This is a genomic window from Streptomyces sp. NBC_00582, assembly GCF_036345155.1.
Classification (GTDB): Bacteria; Actinomycetota; Actinomycetes; order Streptomycetales; family Streptomycetaceae; genus Streptomyces.
Map to the genome: position 1 here is coordinate 6,281,187 of NZ_CP107772.1, position 22,372 is coordinate 6,303,558.

Sequence of the window (22,372 nt, forward strand, 5' to 3'; positions counted from 1 at the left end):
TCGCGCCCCTCACCTCGCGCCCCTCACCCTGCGCCCCTCACGCCGGCCCCTCATGCTCCCGAGGGGCGGGGTGGGAGTTTGGGGCGGGAGCGGTCCGGGACCGTGCTGTAGTCCGGTGGGGAGGCCGGGGGGTGGGTGTCCAGGAGGTCGAGGGCGAGGCGGACCGCGTCGTCGAGCTGGGCGTAGCGGCCCTCCGCCCAGTCGAGGGGGGTGCGCAGGATCTCCAGGTCGGGCAGGACGCCCCGGTTCTCGATGGACCAGCCGTAGGCGTCGAACCAGGCGGCGTTCATGGGCACGGTGATGACCGTGCCGTCGCCGAGCCGGTGACGGCCGGTCATGCCGACGACTCCGCCCCAGGTGCGCTGGCCCACCACCGGTCCCAGCTTCAGCAGTTTGAACGCGGCGGTGATCATGTCGCCGTCCGAGGAGGTCGCCTCGTCCGCGAGGGCCACCACCGGGCCGCGGGGGGCGTTCGAGGCGTACGACACCGGCTGGGCGTCGCGGGTGAGGTCCCAGCCGAGGATCGTGCGGGTGAGTTTCTCCACGACGAGTTCGCTGATGTGGCCGCCCGCGTTGCCGCGCACGTCGACGATGAGCGCGGGCCGGGACACCTCCATGCGCAGGTCGCGGTTGAACTGGGCCCAGCCGGAGCCGCCCATGTCGGGGATGTGGAGGTAGCCGCACCGGCCGCCGCTCAACTCGCGCACCACCTCGCGCCGTTTGGCGACCCAGTCCTGGTAGCGCAGGGGGCGCTCGTCGACGAGGGGGACGACGGCCACGCGCCGTGCGCGCCCCGCGGTGCCCTCGGCGGGCGTGAACGTCAGCTCCACCGTCGTACCGCCCGCCCCCGCCAGGAGCGGGTAGGGGCCCTGCAACGGGTCGACGGGGCGGCCGTCGACGTGGGTGAGGACCGCGCCCTCACGGATGCCGGTGCCCGCGAGGGGCGAGCGGGCCTTGGAGTCGGAGGAGTCGCCGGCGAGGATGCGCTTGACGGTCCAGCCGCCGTCGCGCCGTACGAGGTTGGCGCCCAGCAGGCCCTGCCGGCGCTGGTAGTGCGGCGGTCCCTCGTTGCGGCGGGCGGGGGTGACGTAGGCGTGCGAGGTGCCGAGTTCGCCGAGGACCTCGCGCAGCAGATCGGCGAACTCGTCGGGGGAGGCGACCCGTTCGACGAGCGGGCGGTACTGGTCGAGGACCGCGTCCCAGTCGATGCCGCACATCCCCGGGTCCCAGAAGTAGGCGCGGATGAGCCGGCCCGCCTCCTCGTACGACTGCCGCCACTCGGCGCCGGGGTCCACCTCGTGCAGGATGCGGCGTACGTCGATCCAGACGGTGGTGTCGAGGTCGCCGGACTCGCTCGACGGCACGGCCCGCAGATCGCCCTCGTCGACGACGACGAGCCGGGAGCCGTCCCCGCTGACGCCGAACCAGTCGAGATGGCCGACGAGTTCGGACTTCTTCGCCTTGCCGATGGTGAAGTGCTCGAGCGTGGGCCGTCCGCTCATGTCGTCCGGGTTGGCGAAGGTCTCGCCCAGCGCGCCCGAGATCGGCCAGCGCAGCCACACCAGCCCGCCGCCCGCGACCGGGTGCAGCGACGAGTACTTGGACGCGGGGACGGGGAAGGGCGTGACCCGGCTCTCCAGGCCCTCGACCTCCACGGTCACGGTCCCGTCGCCGCCCCCGCCCTCGTCCTCCTCCACGGGGTCGAGGCCTCCGGCGGCCGGCCGGCCCTCCGGATTGAGCGCGAAGGGCGAGGGGGTCGCGGAGGACAGCGGGACGAGGTAGGGGCGGCAGCCGAGCGGGAAGGACAGGTCGCCGGTGTGGACGTCGTACACCGGGTCGAAGCCGCGCCAGGAGAGGAAGGCGAGGTAGCGGCCGTCCCGGGTGAACACGGGGTTCTCGTCCTCGAACCGGCCGTTCGTCACGTCGACGATCAGCCGTTCGCCCTGCCCCACGCCAGGGATCCGGGCCATCTTGATCTGCCGCAGCGAGCGGCCGATGCCGGGATGCGACCAGGTCAGCCAGGTGCCGTCGGGGGAGAAGGCGAGGTCGCGGACGGGCCCGTTGACGGACGCGATCAGCTCGGTGACCTCCCCGCCCGAGTCCTCCGTCGCGTCGATGAGCAGGAGCCGTCCGTCGTGGGCGGCGATCGCGAGGCGTTCGCCGTCCGGGTCCGACACCATCTCCAGGACCCGGCCCAGTTCCCCGGAGGCCAGCCGCCGCGGCTCGCGGTCGCCGCTCGCGCGCGGGAGGTAGGCGATCTCGACCGCGTCCTCGCCCTCGGCGTCGGTGACGTAGGCGACCTGTCCGCCCGAGCCGAGCATCTCCGGGAGCCGCACCCGTACCCCGGGCGTGTCGGTGATCGTACGGGCGGGCCCGTCGCGGTGGGTCAGCCAGTACAGGCTGCCGCGCACGACGACCGCGCTGGCCCGGCCGGTCTCGTCGACGGACAGGCCGTCCACGTGCTGGGCCGCCGGGATCTGGTGGCGGCGCCGCCCGGCCCGCGGCCCGCCCATCCGTACGTCGATCCGGCGCGGCTCGGAGCCGGCGGCCAGGTCGTCGACGAGCCACAGGTCGCCGGCGCACTGGTACACCACGCGCGTGCCGTCGGTGGCGGCGTGGCGGGCGTAGAAGGCGTCGTGGTCGGTGTGCCGGCGCAGGTCGGAGCCGTCGTGGGCGCAGGAGTAGAGGTTGCCGACGCCCTCGTGGTCGGAGAGGAAGGCGATCCGGCCGCCGGCGAAGAGCGGGGAGTGCAGGTGGCCGTCGAGGTCCTCCAGGAGCCGCTGTCCGTGCAGCCACAGGCGGCCCGTGGCGCCGCCCCGGTAGCGCTTCCAGGAGGCGGGTTCGTGTGGGGGCGTGCCGGTCAGCAGCAGGGTCATGTGCTCGCCGTCGAGGTCGGCGACCTGGATGTCGGAGACCGGTCCCCAGGGCAGTTTGCTGCCGGGGGAGCCGTCGGTGGGGACCTTGTAGGCCCAGGTGAAGTAGGAGAAGGGCTCGCCGTGGGAGGCGACGGCGAGGATGTCGCCCTCCGGGGTCCAGCCGCACACCTGGGTGTCGGGGCTGCCCCAGTAGGTCAGCCGCCGTCCCGGGCCGCCGTCCACCGGCACCAGGTGGATCTCGGGGACGAGGCTTCGCCAGCTCGTGTACGCGAGGTGGCGGCCGTCGGGGGAGAAGCGGGGGTGTCCCGCCTTCGTACGGTCGACGGTGAGCCGCCAGGCGCGGTCGGGACTGTCCAGCCGGGTCAGCCAGAGGTCGTCCTCGGCCACGAAGCACAGGAGGTCACCGCTGAGATGGGGCAGGCGCAGATAGCTCACCTCCCCATGCTTTTCCCCCGCTGGGGGTCGGGCAACTCGTCGGCTCCGGATGTCCGCTTCCGGGCCGCTCCGGAGCTGCTTCGGGGCCGCTTTGGGGGGTCGTTCTTATGCGCTCTTCACGGACGTGAGTCAGCACACGTACGAAACGGTTTCGTTTCGTTCGGTCTCAGGGTATCTTCATGGGTGTACGAGGACCCCTGGGTGACGGAGCCGGAAGGTGAGTGGGATGACCGAGACCGCAACCGCGCGTCGCAGTCGGATCACACCGGAGCGCGAGGCCGAGCTGTACGGCGCCGTGCTCGATCTGCTCCGTGAGGTCGGCTACGACGCCCTGACCATGGACGCCGTGGCGGCCCGCACCCGCTCCAGCAAGGCCACGCTCTACCGCCAGTGGGGCGGCAAGGCCGAACTGGTGGCGAGGGCGGTCCGGCACAGCAAGCCCGGCGGCGTCGGGCTCTCCGAGATCGACACCGGGTCGCTCAGAGGCGACCTGCACGCCCTCACCCTGCGCTCGGACGACTGCGAGATGGAGCAGAACTCCGCGCTCATGCGAGGGCTCGCCATGGCGATCCACGGCAACCCGGATCTCCTGGACGCGTTCCGGGAACATCTCATCGAGCCCGAGATGGCCGAGTTCCGCACCGTGCTGCAGCGGGCGGTCGACCGGGGCGAGGTCCGCCCGGACAACCCGGCGATCGAGTTCGTGATGCACATGGTGATCGGCGGGTTCGCCGCCCGCACGATGATCGACGAGATGCCGCCGACGCAGTCCTTCCTCCTCTCGTACATCGACGCCGTGGTCCTCCCCGCTCTCGGCGTGCCCACCTCCTGATCATTCCCCGATCACCCACCTTCACCTGACGTCACCGCTCAGTCGTCGGGACGACCACCCCTGCCTCCCCGCCGGTGTGGTCACCCCTGCCCTCGGGCCCGTGCCGGAACCCCGGCCGGGCGCCCACACCCCACGACCTGACCGGGAGTACGCCTCCGTGGCCACGTTCCTCTACCGGCTCGGCCGGTTCTCGTTCCGGCGGCGGCACTTCGTCGCCCTGCTCTGGATAGCCCTGCTGACGCTCGCGGGCGTCGGTGCCGCCTCCGCGCCCGCCGCCGGCTCCTCCTCCTTCTCGATCCCCGGCGTCGAGGCCCAGAAGGCCTTCGACCTGCTGGAACAGCGCTTCCCCGGCTCCAGCGCCGACGGCGCCACCGCACGGGTCGTCTTCAAGGCGCCCGCGGGGGAGAAGATGACCGACGCCGCCAACAAGGCGGCCGTCGAGAAGACCGTCAAGGAACTCGGCGACGGCTCCGAGGTCGTCTCCGTCACCGACCCCTACACGACGAACGCCGTCAGCAAGGACGGCACGGTCGCCTACACCTCCGTGAAGTACGAGGTCGCGTCCGTCGAGCTCGAGGACTCCTCCAAGGAGGCCCTGGAGAGCACCGCCGACAAGGCCAGGGACGCCGGACTGACCGTCGAGATGGGCGGCGACGCGCTCCAGGCCGAACCCGAGCAGGCCGCCACCGGTGAGATCATCGGCCTGGCCCTCGCCGCGATCGTCCTCGTCGTCACCCTCGGCTCCCTCGTCGCCGCCGGACTTCCGCTGCTCACCGCGATCATCGGCGTGGGCATCGGCGTCTCCACCATCACCGCCCTCGCCAGCGCGCTCGACCTCGGCGACACCACCTCCACCCTCGCCCTGATGATCGGACTCGCGGTCGGCATCGACTACGCGCTGTTCATCGTCTCCCGCTACCGGTCCGAACTGGCCGAGGGCCGCAGCCGCGAGGAGGCCGTCGGCCGCGCCACCGGCACCGCGGGCTCCGCCGTCGTCTTCGCCGGCCTCACCGTCGTGATCGCCCTCGCCGGACTCTCCGTCGTCGGCGTCCCGATGCTGACCAAGATGGGCCTCGCCGCGGCCGGCACGGTCGTCGTCGCCGTCCTCATCGCCCTCACCATGGTCCCCGCGCTGCTCGGCTACGCGGGCCGCAAGGTCAAGCCGGCCGACGCGAAGGGCAGGCGGTTCGGCCGCCGCCCCGCGCCGGACACCGAGGGATCGGCCGGACCGGCCAGGCCCAACCTGGGCGCCCGCTGGGCCAGCTTCGTCGTCCGCCGTCCCGTCGCCGTCCTCCTGCTCGGCGTGGTCGGCCTCGGTGCGATCGCCCTCCCCGCCAGCCAACTCGAGCTCGGCCTGCCCGACGACGGCTCCCAGCCCACGTCCACCACCCAGCGCCGCGCCTACGACCTGCTCTCCGAAGGCTTCGGCCCCGGCTTCAACGGCCCGCTCATGCTCGTCGTCGACGCCAAGAACAGCGCCGACCCGCAGGCCGCGGCCACCGCCGTGACCGACGAGGTCAAGGGCCTCGAGGACGTCGTCACCGTCACCCCGGCGACCTTCAACAAGGCCGGCGACACCGCGATGATCACGGTGATCCCGGACTCCAAGCCGTCCTCCACCGACACCGAGGACCTGGTGCACGCCATCCGTGACGCCGGCACCGGCGTCACGGCCGACACCGACGCCAAGGTGCTGGTCACCGGCACCACGGCGATGAACATCGACTTCTCGCAGAAGCTCACCGACGCCCTGATCCCGTACCTGGGCCTCGTGGTGGGCCTCGCCTTCCTCCTCCTGATCGTCGTCTTCCGCTCGATCCTGGTCCCGCTGAAGGCCGCCCTTGGCTTCCTGCTCAGCGTGCTGGCCGCGCTCGGCGCCGTCGTCGCGGTCTTCCAGTGGGGCTGGCTGGCGGGCCTGATCGGCGTCGAGGAGACCGGCCCGATCATGTCGATGATGCCGATCTTCATGGTGGGCGTGGTGTTCGGACTGGCCATGGACTACGAGGTGTTCCTCGTGACCCGGATGCGGGAGGCGTACGTCCACGGCGAGAGCCCGAGCCAGGCCGTGGTGACCGGGTTCCGCTACAGCGCCCGGGTGGTCGCCGCCGCCGCGGTCATCATGATGGCCGTGTTCGCCGGCTTCATCGGCTCCGGCGAGTCGATGATCAAGATGATCGGCTTCGGCCTCGCGATCGCCGTCTTCTTCGACGCGTTCGTCGTCCGCATGGCGATCGTCCCCGCGGTCCTCGCCCTGCTCGGCAAGAAGGCCTGGTGGCTGCCGAAGTGGCTGGACCGCGCCCTGCCCAACGTGGACGTCGAGGGCGAGGGGCTGCGCACCCCCGCCGACGCCAGGGACACCGACCCCGACGAGGACAGGGAGCTCGTACGAGCGTGATCCGACCGCTCGTCAGATGACCGCCGGTGAGGGTTCCGTGGGGACGGGGCGCCCTCACCGGCTTTTTGTTCGCATCGCCCGTTGTGACCCACTTTCGGGTGACGCCCGATCGCCGGGAGGCCTTGCAGGGTAGATCTGACAACGGCCCCTAGCGTTCAGTACATAGATGGACATAGAAGGTTAGTGTCACCGGAATATGGATGATTCGTAACGTGAGGCGTCAATCGGATGCTTGCGGGACGTGTGGTGGTCAAGTGTGGGTTCTGCGGCCGATGCGGTCGTAACTCGCACAAAACTAGGAGACCTTGTGTCCTCTTCCGTTGTATCCGCCCGCCGTCTGGCCGCCGCCACCCTCGCGGCCGCCGCCGTCGTCGGCGCCGTGGCGCTCCCGGCGTCCGCCGCCGGCTTCCCGCGCGCCGAGCGGCCGAAGGTGGAGATCAGCGCCGTCCAGTACGACGCCCCGGGCCGTGACGACCGGTCGAACCGCTCGCTGAACAAGGAGTGGGTCGAGCTCACCAACACCACCCGCCACGCGATCAACCTGGACGGATGGACGCTGGCGAACCGGCGCGGCGACACCTACACCTTCGGCGACTACCGCCTGGCCGCCCGTGCCACCGTCCGGGTCCACACCGGTGAGGGCCGCGACTCCAGCACCGACCTGTTCCAGGACCGCAGCCGCGAGGTGTGGGACAACCGTGCCGACACGGCCACCCTGCGCAACGACCGCAGCCGCTTCGTCGACGACGAGTCCTGGGGCGGCCGCCGCCACGGCTGGGACCGCCACCACGGCGACTACCGCCACGACCGCGGTGACTACCGTCACGACCGCGGCGAGCACCGTCACGACCGCGGCGAGCACCGTCACGACCGCGGCGAGCACCGTCACGACCGCGGCGAGCACCGTCACGACCGCGGCGAGCACCGTCACGACCGCGGTGACCGTCACTGACACACCCTCGTCCGCGGCGCGCCCGACCCCCACTGCCGGGGGGCGGGCGCGCCGTCGTCCGTTCCGCCGCCCCCCGGCGGACGGTGGGCGCCCCGATGGGGGACACCGTCCGTTCCGCCGCCCCCCCGGCGGACGGTGGGCGCCCCGATGGGGCACACTCCGGTCATGCCGACCCACCGCACGCGCCACCCCGGTCCCCGTGTCCACGTCCACCGGGTCCGGCAGGGCGGCGGCGCCGGGGTGCGGGTGATCCGGGCCGCGCCCGCCTCCGTACGGCTGGCGTTGCGGGACGACCGGCACTGGCTGTCGATGTACGCCGACCGGGAGGGCGCGGGCCTGCTCGTCGCGCTGTGGGCGCTGGCCGCGCGGTCCGCGCACTCGCTCGTGTATCTGCCGATCCGCGCCAACCCGGCGCCCGAGGGCGTGGCCGGCGACGGTGAACCGGTCGCGCTGGACCTGGTGCTGCTCCACCACGGCCTCCAGTTCCCCACCGCGTCCTGGAAGGAGGTACGCGGACGGCTCGGGGCCGGAAGGCCGCACACCGTGTCCCTCCCCGACCGGGACTTCCCCGACGAGTCCGCCGTCGACCACGACCGGTGGCGCCACCGGGAGTACCGCGACCACCTCGACTTCCACCTCGCGGCGCACACCCTGTTCGTGGTCGGCAGCGCCACCGCCTTCCGCGCACACGGCGCGGCCCTGCGCGGCCTCGTCGACGAGGCGCCCTCCCACCGGCACCGCCACCCCGCCGGCACGCACCACTGCGTCGAACTGGGCTCCGGTCCCTGGCCGCACGCGAGAACCCGTCGTCACGTACCGGGCCGTCTGCACATCCAGTACTGCGCCACCTGGCGCGTCTGAGGGAGTCCGTCAGTCGAGGATCGCCGTCGCCTCGATCTCCACCAGGTGCTCGGGGATGTGGAGGGCGGCGACGCCCAGCAGGGTGACCGGTGGGGTCGCGGTGACGCCCAGGCGGCCGGCCGCGCGGGTGACGCCCTCCATGAACGCGGGCATCTTCCGCGGGGTCCAGTCGACGACATGGACGGTCAGCCCGGTGACGTCGTCGAAGCCGGCGCCCACCCCGGCGAGAGCGGTGCCGACATTGACGTAGGCCTGCTCGACCTGCGCGGCGAGATCGCCCTCGCCGACCGTGACGCCGTCGGCGTCCCAGGCGACCTGCCCGGCGACGCGGACGAGCCGGGAGCCGGTGGCCACGGACACCTGGCTGTAGGCGTCGGTCCTGGGCAGTCCGGACGGGTTCACGAGGGTGACGGTCATGGGGTGCCTGCCTTCCGTGGGAACGGTCGTGCTCTCTTGTGGTTACTTGGGAACTGTAGGAGAGTGAACGCTGACATGGAAGAACGCACTTTTCGGTGACTGGGGAACCTGATGGTGACCAAGCAGTACACGGGCACGCCCGACGAACAGGCGGACCTGAGGAGGGCCGACTCGCTCGCCCGGGAGATCTTCTCCGACGTGGCCAACAAGTGGGCGCTGCTGATCATCGAGGCGCTCGGGGAACGCACCCTGCGGTTCAGCGGATTGCGCGACGAGGTCGAGGGCGTCAGCCACAAGATGCTCACCCAGAACCTGCGCATGCTGGAGCGCAACGGCCTGGTGGAGCGGACCGTGCACCCGACCGTGCCGCCGCGCGTCGAGTACACCCTGACCCAGGCGGGGCTGGGGCTGCGGGCCACGGTCGACGGGATGTGCGAGTGGACCCACCGGTACCTCGCCCACATCGAGGCCTCCCGCCGCCACTTCGACGGCTGAGCGCGCCCCGCCCGGACAACTCCGTCGCGTGCCCCGTACACCGACCGCTAGCGTGCCGTGCATGACGACCACGACCGGTGCCCATCCCCGTTTCGCCGAGGCCCTGCGCGAGCTCGGGCTCGACGACCTGAACGCCCGGGTCCGCCGTTTCCCGGAGGCGACCCGCACCGCCGCCGAGGCGGCCGCCGCGATCGGGTGCGAGCCGAGCCGGATCTGCAAGTCGCTGATCTTCGCGGCGGACGGGGTGCCGGTGCTGGTGCTGATGGACGGCGCGTCCCGGGTCGACGTGGAGCGGGTGCGGGAGGAACTCGGCGCCGCGAGGGTGACGAGGGCCGACGCGGCCGTCGTGCGCGAGACGACCGGGTACGCCATCGGCGGCGTACCGCCCTTCGGGCACCGCACCCGCACCCGGGTCCTCGCCGACCGCGGTCTCCTCGCGCACGACGTCGTGTGGGCCGCCGCCGGCACCCCGTACACCGTGTTCCCCATGGCCCCGGACGCCCTCGTCGCCCACGCCGCCGCCACCGTCGTGGACGTCCGCGAGCGCACCGCGTGACGCCGCTGGTCACCGCCGCCGTGCTGCTGGCGGCGGTCACCCACGCGAGCTGGAACGCCATCGCCCACCGGATCACCGACAGGCTGGTGGGCTTCACGCTGATCGCGGGCGGCGGCACGCTCATCGGACTGGCCCTCGCGCCGTTCGTCGCGGTCCCGGCCGCGGGGGCCTGGCCGTACCTGCTGGGCTCCGCCGTCGTCCACGTCGCGTACTACGCGCTGCTCATGCGGTCCTTCCGGCTGGGCGACTTCGGGCAGGCGTACCCCCTCGCGCGCGGCTCCGCGCCGCTCGTCGTGACCGTCCTCGCCGCCGTGTTCGCGCACGAGGTGCCCGACGGCTGGGCGGCCGCCGGCATCGCGCTGTCCTGCGCGGGGCTGACCGGCGTCGCCCTGTGGGGGCTGCGTGGACGGCGGCCCGACGGGGCGGCGATCGGCGCCGCGCTGGCGACCGGGCTGACCATCGCGGCGTACACGGTCGTCGACGGCCTCGGAGTGCGCGCCTCCGGCTCCTCCCTCGGCTACATCGCCTGGCTGATGGTCGTTCAGGGCGTGGTGATCCCGGCGTACGCCGTCACCCGCCGACGCGGCGGGACCGTCGCCGACCTACGGCCCTTCGCGGCCCTCGGTCTCCTCGGCTCCGCCCTGTCCGTCGCCGCCTACGCCCTCGTCCTGTGGGCCCAGACCCGAGCCGAACTGGCCCCCGTCGCCGCGCTGCGCGAGTCCTCCATCATCGTCGGCGCGGCCATCGGCGCCGTCTTCTTCAAGGAGCGGTTCGGCGCCCCGCGCATCGCCGCCGCGGGCCTGCTCGTCCTGGGCATCGGGCTGATGCTGCACTCCGGTTGACCGCGGGGGCGTCCCGTGTGCCCCGCGTGGGTGCGGGCGCCCGCCCGGAGGAGCACCCTGGAAGCAGGAGTTCCGGAGGTGACCGACATGATGCACACCGCTGTGGGATGGCACGTCGAGCTGGAGTTCGAGGAGGACGATCAGCACACGAAGGCCGCCGCGCTGGTCCGCCTGCCCGACGGGTCCGAGGTGCGGTCCCGGGGGCACGCCACCCGCCACCGGGTCGACAGCAACCAGCCACGGGTCGGCGAGGAGATAGCGGGTGCCCGCGCCCTCAACGAACTCGCCATGCAGTTGCTGACGAAGGCCCATGAGGAGATCGACGACGCGTCGGGGCGGACGTCCCACTCCATCAACATGTGACGCCCCGTGCGGTCGCCCCCGTGGGGTCGCCCGCGCGGTGGATCACCCGGAGGCGATCGCCGTGCGGAGCGCCCGCAGCAGCGCCTGGGCTCGCGGGTCGGCCGTCACGCTCGTACGGAAACCGTTGGTGACATAGCCGAAGGCGATGCCGGAGCCGGGGTCGGCGAGGCCGAGGGCGCCGCCGCGGCCGGGGTGGCCGAAGGAGGTGGGGGAGAGCAGTGGCGACGCGCCGCCGTGCAGCATGGGGCCGAGGCCGAACCGGGTGGTGACCACCAGCACCCGGTCCGGTCCCGCGGACTGCTCGGAGCGCGCCAGCTCGGCCGTCTCCGGGGTGAACAGCCGTGTGCCGCCGTCGACTTCGCCGATGAGCGAGGCGTAGAAGCGGGCCAGGCCGTCGGCGGTGGCGATGCCGTTGGAGGCGGGCAGGGCGGCCGCGCGGTAGGCGGGGTCGTTCTCGTCGGGCAGCGGGGTGATCGCGGCGAAGGCGCGGCGGGTGAGGGAGCCGGGGTCGGCGTAGGCGTCGGCGACGGAGCGCTTGGGCCGGGTCCGCAGGCCCCCGGCCGGGACGGGTGCGTCGACCTGCCCGACGCGCCCCACGCGCGCGTGGAGCGACGCCGGCAGCCCCAGCCACAGATCGGCTCCGAGCGGCCCGGCGATCTCGTCGGCGATCCACTCCCCGATGGTCCGTCCGGTGACCCTCCGCACCAGCTCCCCGGTCAGCCAGCTGTACGTCTGCGCGTGATAGCCGTGGTCGGTGCCCGGCTCCCAGACGGGTGCCTGCGCCGCGACCGCCGCCGCGCCGAGATCGGGGTCGGCCGCCTCTGCGGGCGTCAGCGGCCGGTCGAGCACGGGCACGCCGGCGCGGTGCGCGAGCAGGTGCCGCACCAGCGTGCGTTCCTTGCCGTTCGCCTTGTACTGCGGCCAGTACGTCCCGACGGGCGCGTCCAGGTCCAGCTCTCCGCGCTGGTGCAGCAGCAGGAGTACGGCGGCGGCGACGCCCTTGGTCGCGGAGCGCACGATCTGCGCGGTGCCGCGCTCCCAGGGAGCCGTGCCGTCGACGTCCCGGGTGCCGCCCCACAGGTCGACGACCTTGCGTCCGTCCCGGTAGACGGCCACCGCCGCGCCCCGTTCCCCGAGCGTCTCGAAGTTCCGTACGAACGCCTCCCGGACCGGCTCGAACCCCTCGGCCACCTCACCGCTCGCGTTCATGTGCACGCCCGGACCCCTTCACTCGCTTGCGACAGTGAGTGAAACACGGAGGCCGGGCCTTGGATTCCTCGGGGCCAGGGGTCTCGGGCGGGTCGTACGAGGGCGCTCACCTCGCGGGGGTGGTGGTCGTAGCGGTGGACCCGGGCGCCGTCGCGGGTGCGCAGCTCCAGTTCCTCGCGCCGGACGCGGTATTCGGACCGGTCCCCCTCGTCGACCCACCAGCCGTGCGTCCTGGCGGTCAACTCCCGCCAGGTGTAGGCCCGGTAGGTGCGGAACCGGCGCAGGACCACGCCCCGCTCGTACCGGTACCCCGACAGGGTGACCGGCATCAGCACGAGGGCGCGCCACCCGGCGAGCGCGGCCGCCCGGCGCGGGACGAGCCGCTGCGCGAGCCGTCGCTCCCAGCGGTCGCCCCTGACACCATCCGTGACACCGTTCGTGACGCCGTCCGTGGACGTGCCCGCAGGACTGCCCGCAGGACTGTCCGTGGGACCCCCCGATCCCGCTCGCCCGCACGGGCGACACCGGCGTTGTACCCGGGGTCAGCCCAGCACGATCGTGACGTCGATGTTGCCGCGGGTGGCGTTGGAGTACGGGCACACCTGGTGCGCCGCGCCGACCAGCTTCTCGGCGAGGCCCTGGTCGAGCACGGGCAGCGAGACGCTGAGGGCGACGGCGAGGCCGTAGCCCTTGGTCCTGTTCGGCCCGATGCCGACCTTCGCCGCGACCGTGGAGCCGGTCAGGTCGTAGCCCGCGCGGTTGCCGACGAGGATCAGCGCGTTGTGGAAGCAGGAGCTGTAGCCGGCCGCGAAGAGCTGTTCCGGGTTCGTGCCCTTGCCGTCGCCGCCCAGCTCCGGCGGCATAGCCACCTTCAGCTCGATATGGCCGTCCTGGCTGGTCACGTACCCGTCGCGACCTCCGTGCGCGGTCGCCTCGGCGACGTACATGATCTTCGTCGGACGGGTGTCGACGGTTTCCACTCCGTCGACGGCGGCACCTTCGCTCACAGCGGGACCCCTCCCCAGAACGCGTTCCCGATTACATCGTGCACAAGGTACCGGCCGGTAGGTCGGTGTGTGCCCACCAGGGGGTAGTAACCGCGGGTAACTTCAGCTCGCGCGGGCTACCGCGCGCGGCTCGCCGCGCCGTGCGCCCGCTCCGCGAGACCCCACAGCTCCTCGCGCAACCGCGCGACCTCCGCCGCCTCCAGACCGGTCGCGGTCATCAGCGCGCCGGGGACGCGCGTCGCGCGCCCCTTCAGTTCCTCGCCGCGCCCGGTGCACGCGACGAGCACCGTGCGCTCGTCGCGCTCCGAGCGCTCCCGGCGCACGAGACCCGCCGCCTCCAGGCGTTTCAGCAGCGGCGACATCGTGCCGTAGTCGAGCCGCAGGGCCGCCGCCAGTTCCTTCACGGTGGTCTCGCCGCGTTCCCACAGGACCAGCAGCACGAGGTACTGCGGGTAGGTGAGCCCGAGCTCGTCCAGGACGGGGCGGTAGGCGGAGGTCACCGCGCGCTGGGCCGCGTACAGCGCGAAGCACAACTGCTCGTCGAGCAGCGGCGTACGCTCGGCCGTCCGGTTCTCGTCGGTCACGTGCCCATTCGTCACGCGCCCATTGTGACGGAGCGCGGGTCGAACCCGAAGGGCAGCTCCAGGCGATGGGCGTTCATCAGGGCCTCGTCGGCGAGCAGGTCCCCCGTGCGGCCGTCCGCGGCGATCACGCCCTCGCTGAGGATCAGCGAGCGCGGGCACAGCTCCAGGGCGTACGGCAGGTCGTGCGTGACCATCAGCACGGTCACGTCCAGCGAGCGCAGGATGTCGGCGAGTTCACGGCGCGAGGCGGGGTCGAGGTTGGAGGACGGCTCGTCCAGGACGAGGATCTCCGGCTCCATCGCCAGCACGGTGGCGACGGCGACCCGGCGGCGCTGGCCGAAGGAGAGGTGGTGCGGCGGGCGGTCCTTGAAGTCCGCCATGCCGACCCGCGCGAGCGCGCGGTCCACACGCTCCTCCAGCTCCGCGCCCTTCAGTCCGGCCGCGGCCGGCCCGAACGCCACGTCCTCACGGACCGTCGGCATGAAGAGCTGGTCGTCCGGGTCCTGGAACACGAGCCCGACCTTGCGGCGGATTTCCGCCATGTGCCGCTTGCCGACGGGCAGTCCGGCGACCGTCACCGTGCCCGCGCCGCCGGTGAGGATGCCGTTGAGATGCAGCACGAGGGTCGTCTTGCCGGCGCCGTTCGGCCCGAGCAGCGCGACCCGCTCCCCGCGCGCGAGGGAGAAGTCCACGCCGAACAGCGCCTGATGGCCGTCGGGGTAGGCGAAGGCGAGGCCACGGACCTCGAGAGAAGCAGTCACAGCACCCATCCCAACACGCAGACGACCAGGGCGGCGACCGGCAGGGCGCACGCGTACGACCACTGCGCGCGGGACGCGGTCACCTCGTCGATCACCGGCATCGCACCGGCGTACCCCCGGCTCACCATCGCCAGGTGCACCCGCTCGCCGCGTTCGTAGGAGCGGATGAACAGCGCGCCCGCCGACTTGGCGAGCACGCCCCAGTGGCGGACGCCCTTTGCCTCGAACCCGCGCGACTCGCGCGCGATCCGCATCCGCCGCATCTCGTCGGTGATGACATCGCCGTAACGGATCATGAAGGACGCGATCTGCACCAGCAGCGGGGGCAGCCGCAGCCGCTGGAGGCCGAGGAGCAGCTCCCGCAGCTCCGTGGTGGCCGCGAGGAGCACGGAGGCGGCGACGCCGAGGGTGCCCTTGGCGAGGACGTTCCAGGCGCCCCACAGGCCGTTCACGCTGAGGGACAGTCCGAGGACGTCCACCCGCTCGCCCTCCGCCACGAACGGCATCAGCACCGCGAACGCGACGAACGGCACCTCGATCAGCAGACGTTTGAGCAGGAAACCGGTGGGCACGCGCGCGTGCCGTGCGACGCAGGCGAGCAGGACGGCGTACAGACCGAACGCCCACATCGCCTCCCTCGGCGTCGACACGACGACGACCACGAAGGCGAACGCGGCGGCGAGCTTGGTGTGCGGCGGCAGGGCGTGCACGGGCGAGTGCCCGTGCCGGTAGAGCCGGTGCGCGTGTCCCGCTCCCATGCCGTCAGACGTTCTCTACGGCGGTGGGGGAGGCGTCCGCCGTACGGCGCCGGCGCACCGCCCAGAAGACCGCGCTGCCCGCGACGACGGTCACGCCCACGCCGATCACGCCCGCGAGGCCGCCGGACAGCCGGGCGTTCGTCACGTCCTCGACGCCGTAGTCGGCGAGCGGGGAGCCGGCGCTCGCGTGCTCCTCGGTCTTCCGGTCGATGCCGTGGTCGGCGGCGACCTTCTCCAGCCCGTCGGGGTTCGCGGAGGCGTAGAAGCTGACGAAACCGGCGAGTACGAGGGAGGTGACCAGGCCGCCCACCCACAGCGTGCGCCGGGAGGTGCGCGCCGCGACGGGCGCCGTGTGCGCCGCGGGCGCGTCGACCAGTTCGCCGTTCACGCGCAGCCGCAGCCTCTGCTGCAGTCCGCGCGCGCCGTACACGAGGTCCGGGCGTACGGCGATCACGGCGCCGACCGTCAGGGCGGTGATGACGGCCTCGCCGAGGCCGATCAGCACATGCACGCCGACCATCGCGCCGGCGACCTTGCCGATCGCCACCTCGGTGGTGCCGCCGACCGCGTACAGCGCCGTGAACGCCACGGCCGCGGCGGGGACGGACAGCAGGGCGGCGACGAAGGACGCGACGGTGACCGAGCGGCGGGTGCGCGGCAGCACCTTCACCAGGCCGCGGAAGACGGCGTAGGCCACGACCGTCGTCACGATCGCCATGTCGGTGATGTTCACGCCGAGCGCGGTCAGCCCGCCGTCGGCGAAGAGGATGCCCTGCATCAGCAGGACCACGGACACGCACAGGACCCCGGTGAAGGGGCCCACGAGGATCGCGGCCAGCGCGCCGCCCAGCAGATGGCCGCTGGTGCCCGCCGCGACGGGGAAGTTCAGCATCTGCACGGCGAAGATGAACGCCGCGACCAGGCCGGCCAGCGGGGCCGTGCGCTCGTCGAGCTCACGGCGCGCGCCGCGCAGGCTCACGGCGATGGCGCCCGCGGCGACGACTCCGGTCACGGCGGAGGTCGGGGCGTTGATGAATCCGTCGGGTACGTGCACCCGTCGATGATAGTGGCTTAATGCGAACGGTTCGCAAGAGCGAGGTGCTCGTGAAGTGGGCCACGGAGTGGGTCCCTGTGCGGTGCAGGTATCGCACATGTGAGATACCTCCGCTCGGAGGAGCGCATTGTGGAAAATATGCGACATTGGAGGGGGAAAGGACCCACAGCTTTCCCCGGGGTCACCCAGCGTGAGAGGGCCGGCCGATGTCCGTAGTCGAGCAGTACGCGCGAGCCCACATCGTCACGGACGCCGACCTGGTCGAGGAGGAACGCGACGCCGTCCCCGTCGTCCTGCGCTACGACCCCGAGGACGATCCCCGGTCCGTGCGGGTGGGGTTGCCCGACCGGCACGAGTGGACGTTCGCCCGGACCCTCCTCGAACAGGGGCTGCGGGCGCCGGCCGGGACCGGGGAGGTGCGGGTGTGGCCGCTCGGGCGGGTGCAGGCCGTCGTCGAGTTCCACTCCTCGCAGGGTGTGTCGGTGGTGCAGTTCGACGCGCAGGCGCTGCTGCGGTTCCTGCGACGGACCTACATGGCGGGCGAGCCGGTCACACGGTGAGGGGCCGGCTCAGCCGCCCATCCTCAGCAGGGCAGCCACGATGGGCCCCGCCGTGTCGCCGCCGTGGCCGCCCGCCTGGACCACTCCCGCCGCCGCCAGGTCGCCCTTGTAGGCCGTGAACCAGCCGTTCGGCTTGGACTGCCCGTCGACCTCCGCGGAGCCCGTCTTCGCGCCGTCGTCGGGGCCGAGGCCGGACATCGCCTCGGCGGCGGTGCCGTAGGCCGCGGTGTAGTTCATCAGCTCCCGCAGCTGGGACAGGGTGGACGCGGACATCGTGCGGGAGGCCGTGGCGAGGGTGCGGTGGTCGACCGACGGGGAGACCAGGTACGGCTGGTGGAAGGTGCCCGACTTCACCGTCGCCGACACCGACGCCATGTTCAGCGGGTTCATCCGCACCCCGCCCTGACCGATCAGCGAGGCCGCCATCTGGGCCGCCGACTGCACCGGCACCGAGCCGTCGAACGACGGGACCCCGATCGCCCAGTTGTTCATCGACAGCCCGAACACCTGCTGCGCCTGCTTGGTCATGCTGTCGTTGCCGAGCTCGCCCGCCTGGCTGACGAAGGCCGTGTTGCAGGAGCGGGCGAAGCTCGCCTTGAAGGTGCCGCCCTTGATCTGGAAGTCGTCGTCGTTGTGGAACTTCCAGCCGCCGTAGGTGAACGTCTTCGGGCAGGGGTGCACCTTGTCCGCCGACGCCAGCCCCTTCTCGATGAGCAGCGACGACACGGCGACCTTCCAGGTGGAGCCGGGCGCGAGGGAACCGTTGAAGGCGGTGTTGAAGCCGTGACTGCTGTTCGCCACGGCGAGGATCTCACCGGTGGAGGGCCGCAGGACGACGACCGACGCGCGCGCGGTCTTCGCGACCTGCTGCTCGGCGGCGGCCTGCAGGGTCGGGCTGAGGGTCGTCCTCACCGTGCCCGGGGTGCCCTTGCTGAATTCCAGGAGCGTCTTGTCGGAGGCCTTCTTCGCCTTCGACGCCTTGCCGCGCACCACCCGCAGCTCGACGCCCGCCGTACCGCCCGCCTTCTTGCCGTACTTCTCGCGCAGCCCGTCCAGCACCGTGCCCAGGGAGGGGTATGCGGCGGCCGTGATCTCGCCGCCGTCCCGGTCGAGCGCCTTGACGGGCGGGTTGCCCGCCTCGCCGGTCACCAGGGTGTCCCCGTCGGACAGGTCGGGGTGGACCACGGACGCGTGCCAGTCGACGGTCGCCCTGCCGTCCTTCGCCCGCCGTACGACGGTCAGCGCGCTGTCGTACGCCAGCGGCTTGCTGACCTTCTTGTACGTCACCGTGCCCGTCACGGAGAAGGCGACCTTGTCGCCCGTGCGCTTGCCGGCGGTGAGGGTGACGTCCGAGACGTGGGCGTCCTCGGTGTAGCCGGAGAGCAGGGCGGCGGCGGCCGTGGCGTCGTCGGTGGCGGCCGCGGCCCTGGCGACCGAGCCCTGCTGCCAGGCCGTGAGGAACGTGCGGGCCGCGGTGGTGACCTCGGTCTCCGACAGGGGGCCGGTCTTGACGACCGGCTTCAGCCTGGCCGCCGTACCGGCGTCGGCCGCCGCGCCGCCGAAGAGGGCGTAGACGCCGATACCGGCACCGCCGACGACGACGGCGACCATGCCGCCGACGACCGCGGGCCGCCGCTTGCTGCGCCGTTCGTCGACGCGCCTTCTCTTGCCCACTGCCTGTGATCCTCCGGATCCCCAGGGGGCTCCCCTCGCCCCAGTGCCCTCGTTGCCCTCACTCACCCCAACGACGGCAACCACCCTAGAGTCCCGTGCCGTGGGGGTGACGTCATGTGTGACGTCAACCACCCACCTGTTACGGAGTTGAACCGGGGGATTCGGCCCTGCGTCACCCGGCGCGCAGCACCTGCGCGACGAGCGGGCCGGACGCGTCCACGCCGTGGCCGCCGTCCTGCACCATGGCCGCCGCGGCCACGTCGTCGCGGTAGCCGGTGAACCAGCTGTTGGACTTGGTCTGCCCGTCGACCTCGGCCGAGCCGGTCTTCGCGCCGATGCGGACACCGAGCCCGGACATCACTTCGGCGGCGGTGCCGCTGGTCGCGGTGCGGTTCATCATGGCGCGCAGCTGCTGCACGGTGCTCGCCGACAGCCCACGCGCGCGTGCCAGCTCGCGGTCGTCGAGGCTCTGCGGCACGATCACCGGCTGCCGGAAGGTGCCCGTCATCGCGGTCGCCGTCACCGAGGCCAGGTTCAGCGGGTTCACCTGGACCTGGCCCTGCCCGATCAGGTTGGCCGCGGTGTCCGGTCCGCCGGAGGCGGGGACCGAGCCGTCGAAGGACGGGATGCCGGTCTTCCAGTCGAGGCCGATCCCGAAGCGGTCCCTGGCCTCGTCGGTGAGGGAGTCGACCTTCACCTCGTCGGCGAACTTCACGAACGCCGTGTTGCAGGAGCGGGCGAAGCTCTCGGAGAGGGTGGCGTTCTCGTCGGCGGGCATGTTCTTGATGTTGTGGAAGGTCTGGCTCTGCCACACGGCCTCGGCGGGGCAGGGCGCGGGCCCGTTCGCCGACGTGATCCCGTTGTCGATGAGGGTGGCGGCGCTGACGATCTTCCAGGTGGAGCCGGGGGCGACCTCGCCGAGGAACGCGGCGTTCCAGCCGTCGGTGCGGTTGTTGGCGACCGCCAGCACCTCGCCGGTGCTCGGCTTGACGGCCACCACCGACGACTCGCGGTACTGGGTGACCGCCTTCTCGGCCGCCGCCTGCACGCGCGCGCTGAGCGTGGTGGGCAGCTTGCCCGCCTTGCCCTCGGAGAGGGTGAGCAGCGGGGTGTCGGCGGTGTCAGGGGCGGCGTGGTGGATCGCCAGCTCGACGCCGGGCGTGCCGCCCGCCTTGTCGCCGTACTTGGCGCGCAGTTCGTCGAGGATCGGCCCGAGCGAGGGGTACGCCTGCTTGGTCAGCACCTTGCCGTCGCGGTCGACGGCCTCGATGGGCGGGGCGGACGCGTCGCCGGTGACCAGGGTGTCGTCCATGTCCTTCAGGTCGGGGTGGACGACGGCCGGCTGCCAGTCCACCAGCGCCTTGCCGGTGGTCAGCCCGCGCACCACGGTCAGCTCGCTCTTGTAGGCGAGCGGTTTGGACTTCCCCTCGTACGACACGGTCGCCTTGACGCTGAACGGCACCGTGGCCCCGCGCGCGGCGCCCGGTGTGATCGTCACACGATCGATGTGGGCGGTCCCGCTGTACGAGGTCAGCAGCGGCTCGGCCTTCTCCGCGTTGTTGGTGAGCGCGGCCGCGGCCGCCGCCTCGCCCTTCTCCCAGGCGGCGAAGAACTTGGTGCTGGTGTCCTTGACCTCGCCGCCGCTCGGCGGCCCGGTCTTCACGGGCGCGGGCCCGCCGCTCCCCGAACCGTCGCCCCCGTTCAGCGCGCTCACGATGTTGAAGGCCCCGTACCCGGCCCCGCCCACCATCACGACGAACACCGAGCCGACTATGGCCGCCTTCGCCCCCTTGCGCATGTGCGAACCCTCCCCCTCGACACCCTCACGGGCGTTTCTGAACGCGTTCAGAAATCTCTGTCCAGGCTCACAGTAAGCCGAAAGGGAGGCGAGTGTGACGGTAGTTTCCGCAATCGTTAGCGGGGGTGCTCAATCACAGGTGTGAACGCCGGCTACACCCACGTATCGATCCACATCCGCGACCGCCACTGTTCGATCGGGATCGCCGTCCCCGTGAACAGGGGCCAGAAGTAGATGAAATCGCGGCTGGCCGAGGTCATATCGGCTCTGACCAGCCGCGATGGTGGTGCTGTGGGGCCGCGTCAGGCGGCTTGGGCCGTCTCTGGGCCGTGATCTTGTGGATCGGCCGCGAGATAGACCCCGTCGACCGCCTTCCGGGTGCGCCCCTCGCTGCTCGGCATGAGGTGCGTGTACGTGCGCAGGGTGAACCCCGGATCGCTGTGTCCCAGGTACTGGCTCAGGGCCCGGATGTTCTCGCCCGCGTCCAGCAGCACGGACGCGTAGAAGTGCCTGAGCGCGTGCATGCCGTCCTCGGGGGCCGACGCGTACCCTTCGCCGCGCTCAGGCTCCGGGATGACTCCGGCGGCCGCCAGAGCGGGTTTCCAGTGGTGAGCGTTGAAGTTGCTCACGCGGACGTGATTGCCCCCGACCCCGGTGAACAACAGCCGCTTCGTCACGGGCGGGCCGTCTGGCGTACGCCAGGGAAGCGTCACGTCCACCGGGGCGAACTCCTTGGAGTGGTCCCGCAGAGCGGCGGCCACGGCCTTAGGGAGCGGCACGTCACGGACCTTGCCGCCCTTCGGCAGAGCGAAGACGTACTTCCCACGGATGCGCTTGAGTTGGTGGTCGACGGTCAACCAACCGCCCTCGTAGTTGAGTTCGTCGACCGACAGGCCGAAGATCTCGCCCTGTCGCAGGCCGCATCCCGCTCCGGGGTCCACGGTGGCCCGGAAGCGCGGTTCGAGGGCGGCCCGTACGGCGAAGACCTGCGCGGCCGTCCACGGCACCACACGCGGCTTGCCGGGCTTCGGGAGCTGCACCGTGCGGGCCCGGCACGGGTTCTTGCTGAGCAGCCCGTCGTCGACCGCCGCGCTCAGCGCAGCCGAGACGGTGCCGACAATGATGCGGCGGTGCGACTCGGCCGGCACGGTGTCTTCGAGCGCCGCGATCCACGCCCGGATGTGCTCCGGCTTGAACGAGCCGAGCGGGCGCGTCCCGATGTGCGGATAGGCGTGCAGCCGAAGACGACGCTCAGCAGCCTCACGGCTGTTGATCTCGCCCGTGTGGGAGTTGACCCACCGTTCCGCGTACTGCCGGAACGTGGTCCGTGCCGTGCGCGGGTCGATGTACTGGCCGCGCGCCATGTCGGCCTCGGTCTGGGCGAGCCACTGTTCGGCGAGGCGCTTTTGACGGTCGGGGAAGCTCTTGCTCTTCTCGGTGCCGTCGGGGCCGACGTACCGGGCCCGGTAGCGCATGCCGGTGCCGTGGCGGTCGGACTTGACGCGTACGGTCCTGCCGGCGGCGTTCGTCTCGGTCTTGAACCAGCGGTCTTGGATGTGGCCTGCCATGTAGGGCGCGGTCCCTTCTGGACATGACGAAGGGATGGGCACGGTGTGCCCATCCCTGGTGGTGTAACGGGGTGTGCTGCGTTGCTGTGTCAGGCGGCGGCCTGGTCGGCGTGTTTGCGGTCGGTGACGTAGGCGTGCACGTCGGCGGGGTCGTAGCGGACGTACTTGCCGATGCGGAACCCGGGCGGGCCGGTGCGCTTCTTGCGCCACTGGTAGACGGTTTCGACGGGTACCTCGAACATCTCGGCGATGTCGTCGGGGGTGAGGTACCGGTCGGGGAGGCCGCCCCGGAGGGTGGCGCGGGGGTCGGTCTTGACGGGGACGGGTGCGCTCACTGAGTCCTCCGCGAGTTGGAAATACATTCCTGTGAGTCGC

The 22,372-nt window shown here is 72.0% G+C and carries 22 protein-coding genes; 9 read left to right on the plus strand and 13 right to left on the minus strand.

Annotated features, from left to right (window positions below; genetic code table 11):
• Nucleotides 1–50: 50 nt before the first annotated feature.
• Nucleotides 51–3,311: a S41 family peptidase gene (locus OG852_RS28275; RefSeq protein WP_133912276.1), complete on the minus strand. Its 3,261-nt coding sequence runs from the start codon at nucleotides 3,309–3,311 to the stop codon at nucleotides 51–53.
• 226 nt (nucleotides 3,312–3,537) lie between these two features.
• Between OG852_RS28275 and OG852_RS28280 the strand changes: the two genes are divergently transcribed.
• The 4 genes from OG852_RS28280 to OG852_RS28295 all read left to right on the plus strand — a co-directional run bounded on the left by OG852_RS28280 (nucleotide 3,538) and on the right by OG852_RS28295 (nucleotide 8,351).
• A complete protein-coding gene (locus OG852_RS28280; protein WP_330349345.1) occupies nucleotides 3,538–4,143 on the plus strand; it encodes a TetR/AcrR family transcriptional regulator in 606 nt (201 codons plus the stop codon).
• A gap of 157 nt (nucleotides 4,144–4,300) precedes the next feature.
• On the plus strand, nucleotides 4,301–6,538 hold the full coding sequence (locus tag OG852_RS28285) for an MMPL family transporter (RefSeq protein ID WP_133912278.1): 2,238 nt from the start codon (nucleotides 4,301–4,303) through the stop codon (nucleotides 6,536–6,538).
• A gap of 307 nt (nucleotides 6,539–6,845) precedes the next feature.
• Nucleotides 6,846–7,490 carry a lamin tail domain-containing protein gene (locus OG852_RS28290; RefSeq protein WP_443064570.1) on the plus strand — a complete coding sequence of 215 codons (645 nt, stop codon included), beginning with the start codon at nucleotides 6,846–6,848 and terminating at the stop codon, nucleotides 7,488–7,490.
• A 165-nt stretch (nucleotides 7,491–7,655) separates the two neighbouring features.
• The gene (locus tag OG852_RS28295) at nucleotides 7,656–8,351 is read left to right on the plus strand and encodes a hypothetical protein (RefSeq protein ID WP_330349346.1); all 696 of its coding nucleotides are present in this window, start codon (nucleotides 7,656–7,658) and stop codon (nucleotides 8,349–8,351) included.
• A gap of 9 nt (nucleotides 8,352–8,360) precedes the next feature.
• Here OG852_RS28295 and OG852_RS28300 read toward each other — a convergent pair whose 3' ends face one another.
• On the minus strand, nucleotides 8,361–8,768 hold the full coding sequence (locus tag OG852_RS28300) for a RidA family protein (RefSeq protein WP_133912279.1): 408 nt from the start codon (nucleotides 8,766–8,768) through the stop codon (nucleotides 8,361–8,363).
• A 111-nt stretch (nucleotides 8,769–8,879) separates the two neighbouring features.
• On the opposite strand from OG852_RS28300, the gene OG852_RS28305 reads away from it, so the two are divergent.
• From OG852_RS28305 to OG852_RS28320, 4 genes are all read left to right on the plus strand, one after another.
• On the plus strand, nucleotides 8,880–9,263 hold the full coding sequence (locus tag OG852_RS28305; RefSeq protein WP_133912280.1) for a winged helix-turn-helix transcriptional regulator: 384 nt from the start codon (nucleotides 8,880–8,882) through the stop codon (nucleotides 9,261–9,263).
• A gap of 61 nt (nucleotides 9,264–9,324) precedes the next feature.
• Nucleotides 9,325–9,819 carry a YbaK/EbsC family protein gene (locus OG852_RS28310; RefSeq protein WP_133912281.1) on the plus strand — a complete coding sequence of 165 codons (495 nt, stop codon included), beginning with the start codon at nucleotides 9,325–9,327 and terminating at the stop codon, nucleotides 9,817–9,819.
• Nucleotides 9,816–10,661: a DMT family transporter gene (locus tag OG852_RS28315; protein ID WP_330349347.1), complete on the plus strand. Its 846-nt coding sequence runs from the start codon at nucleotides 9,816–9,818 to the stop codon at nucleotides 10,659–10,661. Before OG852_RS28310 ends, OG852_RS28315 begins: the two co-directional genes overlap by 4 nt.
• An 87-nt stretch (nucleotides 10,662–10,748) precedes the next feature.
• On the plus strand, nucleotides 10,749–11,024 hold the full coding sequence (locus OG852_RS28320; protein WP_133912283.1) for a DUF1876 domain-containing protein: 276 nt from the start codon (nucleotides 10,749–10,751) through the stop codon (nucleotides 11,022–11,024).
• Nucleotides 11,025–11,066: 42 nt separating this feature from the next.
• On the opposite strand, the gene OG852_RS28325 is transcribed toward OG852_RS28320, so the two are convergent.
• The 7 genes from OG852_RS28325 to OG852_RS28355 form a co-directional block, all read right to left on the minus strand.
• On the minus strand, nucleotides 11,067–12,233 hold the full coding sequence (locus OG852_RS28325; protein WP_330351509.1) for a serine hydrolase domain-containing protein: 1,167 nt from the start codon (nucleotides 12,231–12,233) through the stop codon (nucleotides 11,067–11,069).
• Nucleotides 12,230–12,562: a hypothetical protein gene (locus OG852_RS28330; protein ID WP_330349348.1), complete on the minus strand. Its 333-nt coding sequence runs from the start codon at nucleotides 12,560–12,562 to the stop codon at nucleotides 12,230–12,232. Before OG852_RS28330 ends, OG852_RS28325 begins: the two co-directional genes overlap by 4 nt.
• Nucleotides 12,563–12,775: 213 nt before the next feature.
• The gene (locus tag OG852_RS28335; protein ID WP_133912411.1) at nucleotides 12,776–13,180 is read right to left on the minus strand and encodes an organic hydroperoxide resistance protein; all 405 of its coding nucleotides are present in this window, start codon (nucleotides 13,178–13,180) and stop codon (nucleotides 12,776–12,778) included.
• 176 nt (nucleotides 13,181–13,356) lie between these two features.
• Nucleotides 13,357–13,839, minus strand: a complete 483-nt coding sequence (locus OG852_RS28340; protein ID WP_443064571.1) for a MarR family winged helix-turn-helix transcriptional regulator — start codon at nucleotides 13,837–13,839, stop codon at nucleotides 13,357–13,359.
• Nucleotides 13,836–14,594: an energy-coupling factor ABC transporter ATP-binding protein gene (locus tag OG852_RS28345; protein ID WP_330349349.1), complete on the minus strand. Its 759-nt coding sequence runs from the start codon at nucleotides 14,592–14,594 to the stop codon at nucleotides 13,836–13,838. Before OG852_RS28345 ends, OG852_RS28340 begins: the two co-directional genes overlap by 4 nt.
• Entirely contained in the window at nucleotides 14,582–15,343 is a 762-nt protein-coding gene (gene cbiQ, locus OG852_RS28350; RefSeq protein WP_330349350.1) for a cobalt ECF transporter T component CbiQ, read from the minus strand. The genes OG852_RS28345 and cbiQ overlap by 13 nt, the downstream gene beginning before the upstream one ends.
• A 4-nt stretch (nucleotides 15,344–15,347) precedes the next feature.
• Nucleotides 15,348–16,397 (minus strand): energy-coupling factor ABC transporter permease, encoded by a 1,050-nt coding sequence (locus tag OG852_RS28355; protein WP_330349351.1) that lies wholly within the window; start codon nucleotides 16,395–16,397, stop codon nucleotides 15,348–15,350.
• A gap of 206 nt (nucleotides 16,398–16,603) precedes the next feature.
• On the opposite strand from OG852_RS28355, the gene OG852_RS28360 reads away from it, so the two are divergent.
• Complete coding sequence (locus tag OG852_RS28360) at nucleotides 16,604–16,957, plus strand: SsgA family sporulation/cell division regulator (RefSeq protein WP_330349352.1); 354 nt, start codon at nucleotides 16,604–16,606, stop codon at nucleotides 16,955–16,957.
• Between the two features lie 9 nt (nucleotides 16,958–16,966).
• On the opposite strand, the gene OG852_RS28365 is transcribed toward OG852_RS28360, so the two are convergent.
• From OG852_RS28365 to OG852_RS28380, 4 genes are all read right to left on the minus strand, one after another.
• On the minus strand, nucleotides 16,967–18,631 hold the full coding sequence (locus OG852_RS28365; protein WP_330349353.1) for a penicillin-binding transpeptidase domain-containing protein: 1,665 nt from the start codon (nucleotides 18,629–18,631) through the stop codon (nucleotides 16,967–16,969).
• Between the two features lie 172 nt (nucleotides 18,632–18,803).
• Nucleotides 18,804–20,429, minus strand: a complete 1,626-nt coding sequence (locus tag OG852_RS28370; RefSeq protein WP_330349354.1) for a penicillin-binding transpeptidase domain-containing protein — start codon at nucleotides 20,427–20,429, stop codon at nucleotides 18,804–18,806.
• A 302-nt stretch (nucleotides 20,430–20,731) separates the two neighbouring features.
• On the minus strand, nucleotides 20,732–21,997 hold the full coding sequence (locus tag OG852_RS28375) for a tyrosine-type recombinase/integrase (protein WP_330349355.1): 1,266 nt from the start codon (nucleotides 21,995–21,997) through the stop codon (nucleotides 20,732–20,734).
• Between the two features lie 89 nt (nucleotides 21,998–22,086).
• Nucleotides 22,087–22,359: a helix-turn-helix transcriptional regulator gene (locus tag OG852_RS28380; RefSeq protein ID WP_330349356.1), complete on the minus strand. Its 273-nt coding sequence runs from the start codon at nucleotides 22,357–22,359 to the stop codon at nucleotides 22,087–22,089.
• Nucleotides 22,360–22,372 lie beyond the last annotated feature (13 nt).

Bases quoted from the DNA above. Each gene is read 5' to 3' on its own strand.
- OG852_RS28345 (WP_330349349.1), bottom strand. From the start codon at position 14,594: ATGGGTGCTGTGACTGCTTCTCTCGAGGTCCGTGGCCTCGCCTTCGCC.
- OG852_RS28370 (WP_330349354.1), bottom strand. From the start codon at position 20,429: ATGCGCAAGGGGGCGAAGGCGGCCATAGTCGGCTCGGTGTTCGTCGTG.
- OG852_RS28325 (WP_330351509.1), bottom strand. From the start codon at position 12,233: ATGAACGCGAGCGGTGAGGTGGCCGAGGGGTTCGAGCCGGTCCGGGAG.
- OG852_RS28320 (WP_133912283.1), top strand. From the start codon at position 10,749: ATGATGCACACCGCTGTGGGATGGCACGTCGAGCTGGAGTTCGAGGAG.
- OG852_RS28330 (WP_330349348.1), bottom strand. From the start codon at position 12,562: ATGCCGGTCACCCTGTCGGGGTACCGGTACGAGCGGGGCGTGGTCCTG.
- cbiQ (WP_330349350.1), bottom strand. From the start codon at position 15,343: ATGGGAGCGGGACACGCGCACCGGCTCTACCGGCACGGGCACTCGCCC.
- OG852_RS28375 (WP_330349355.1), bottom strand. From the start codon at position 21,997: ATGGCAGGCCACATCCAAGACCGCTGGTTCAAGACCGAGACGAACGCC.
- OG852_RS28335 (WP_133912411.1), bottom strand. From the start codon at position 13,180: ATGTACGTCGCCGAGGCGACCGCGCACGGAGGTCGCGACGGGTACGTG.
- OG852_RS28280 (WP_330349345.1), top strand. From the start codon at position 3,538: ATGACCGAGACCGCAACCGCGCGTCGCAGTCGGATCACACCGGAGCGC.
- OG852_RS28295 (WP_330349346.1), top strand. From the start codon at position 7,656: ATGCCGACCCACCGCACGCGCCACCCCGGTCCCCGTGTCCACGTCCAC.
- OG852_RS28310 (WP_133912281.1), top strand. From the start codon at position 9,325: ATGACGACCACGACCGGTGCCCATCCCCGTTTCGCCGAGGCCCTGCGC.
- OG852_RS28380 (WP_330349356.1), bottom strand. From the start codon at position 22,359: ATGTATTTCCAACTCGCGGAGGACTCAGTGAGCGCACCCGTCCCCGTC.
- OG852_RS28305 (WP_133912280.1), top strand. From the start codon at position 8,880: ATGGTGACCAAGCAGTACACGGGCACGCCCGACGAACAGGCGGACCTG.
- OG852_RS28360 (WP_330349352.1), top strand. From the start codon at position 16,604: ATGTCCGTAGTCGAGCAGTACGCGCGAGCCCACATCGTCACGGACGCC.
- OG852_RS28300 (WP_133912279.1), bottom strand. From the start codon at position 8,768: ATGACCGTCACCCTCGTGAACCCGTCCGGACTGCCCAGGACCGACGCC.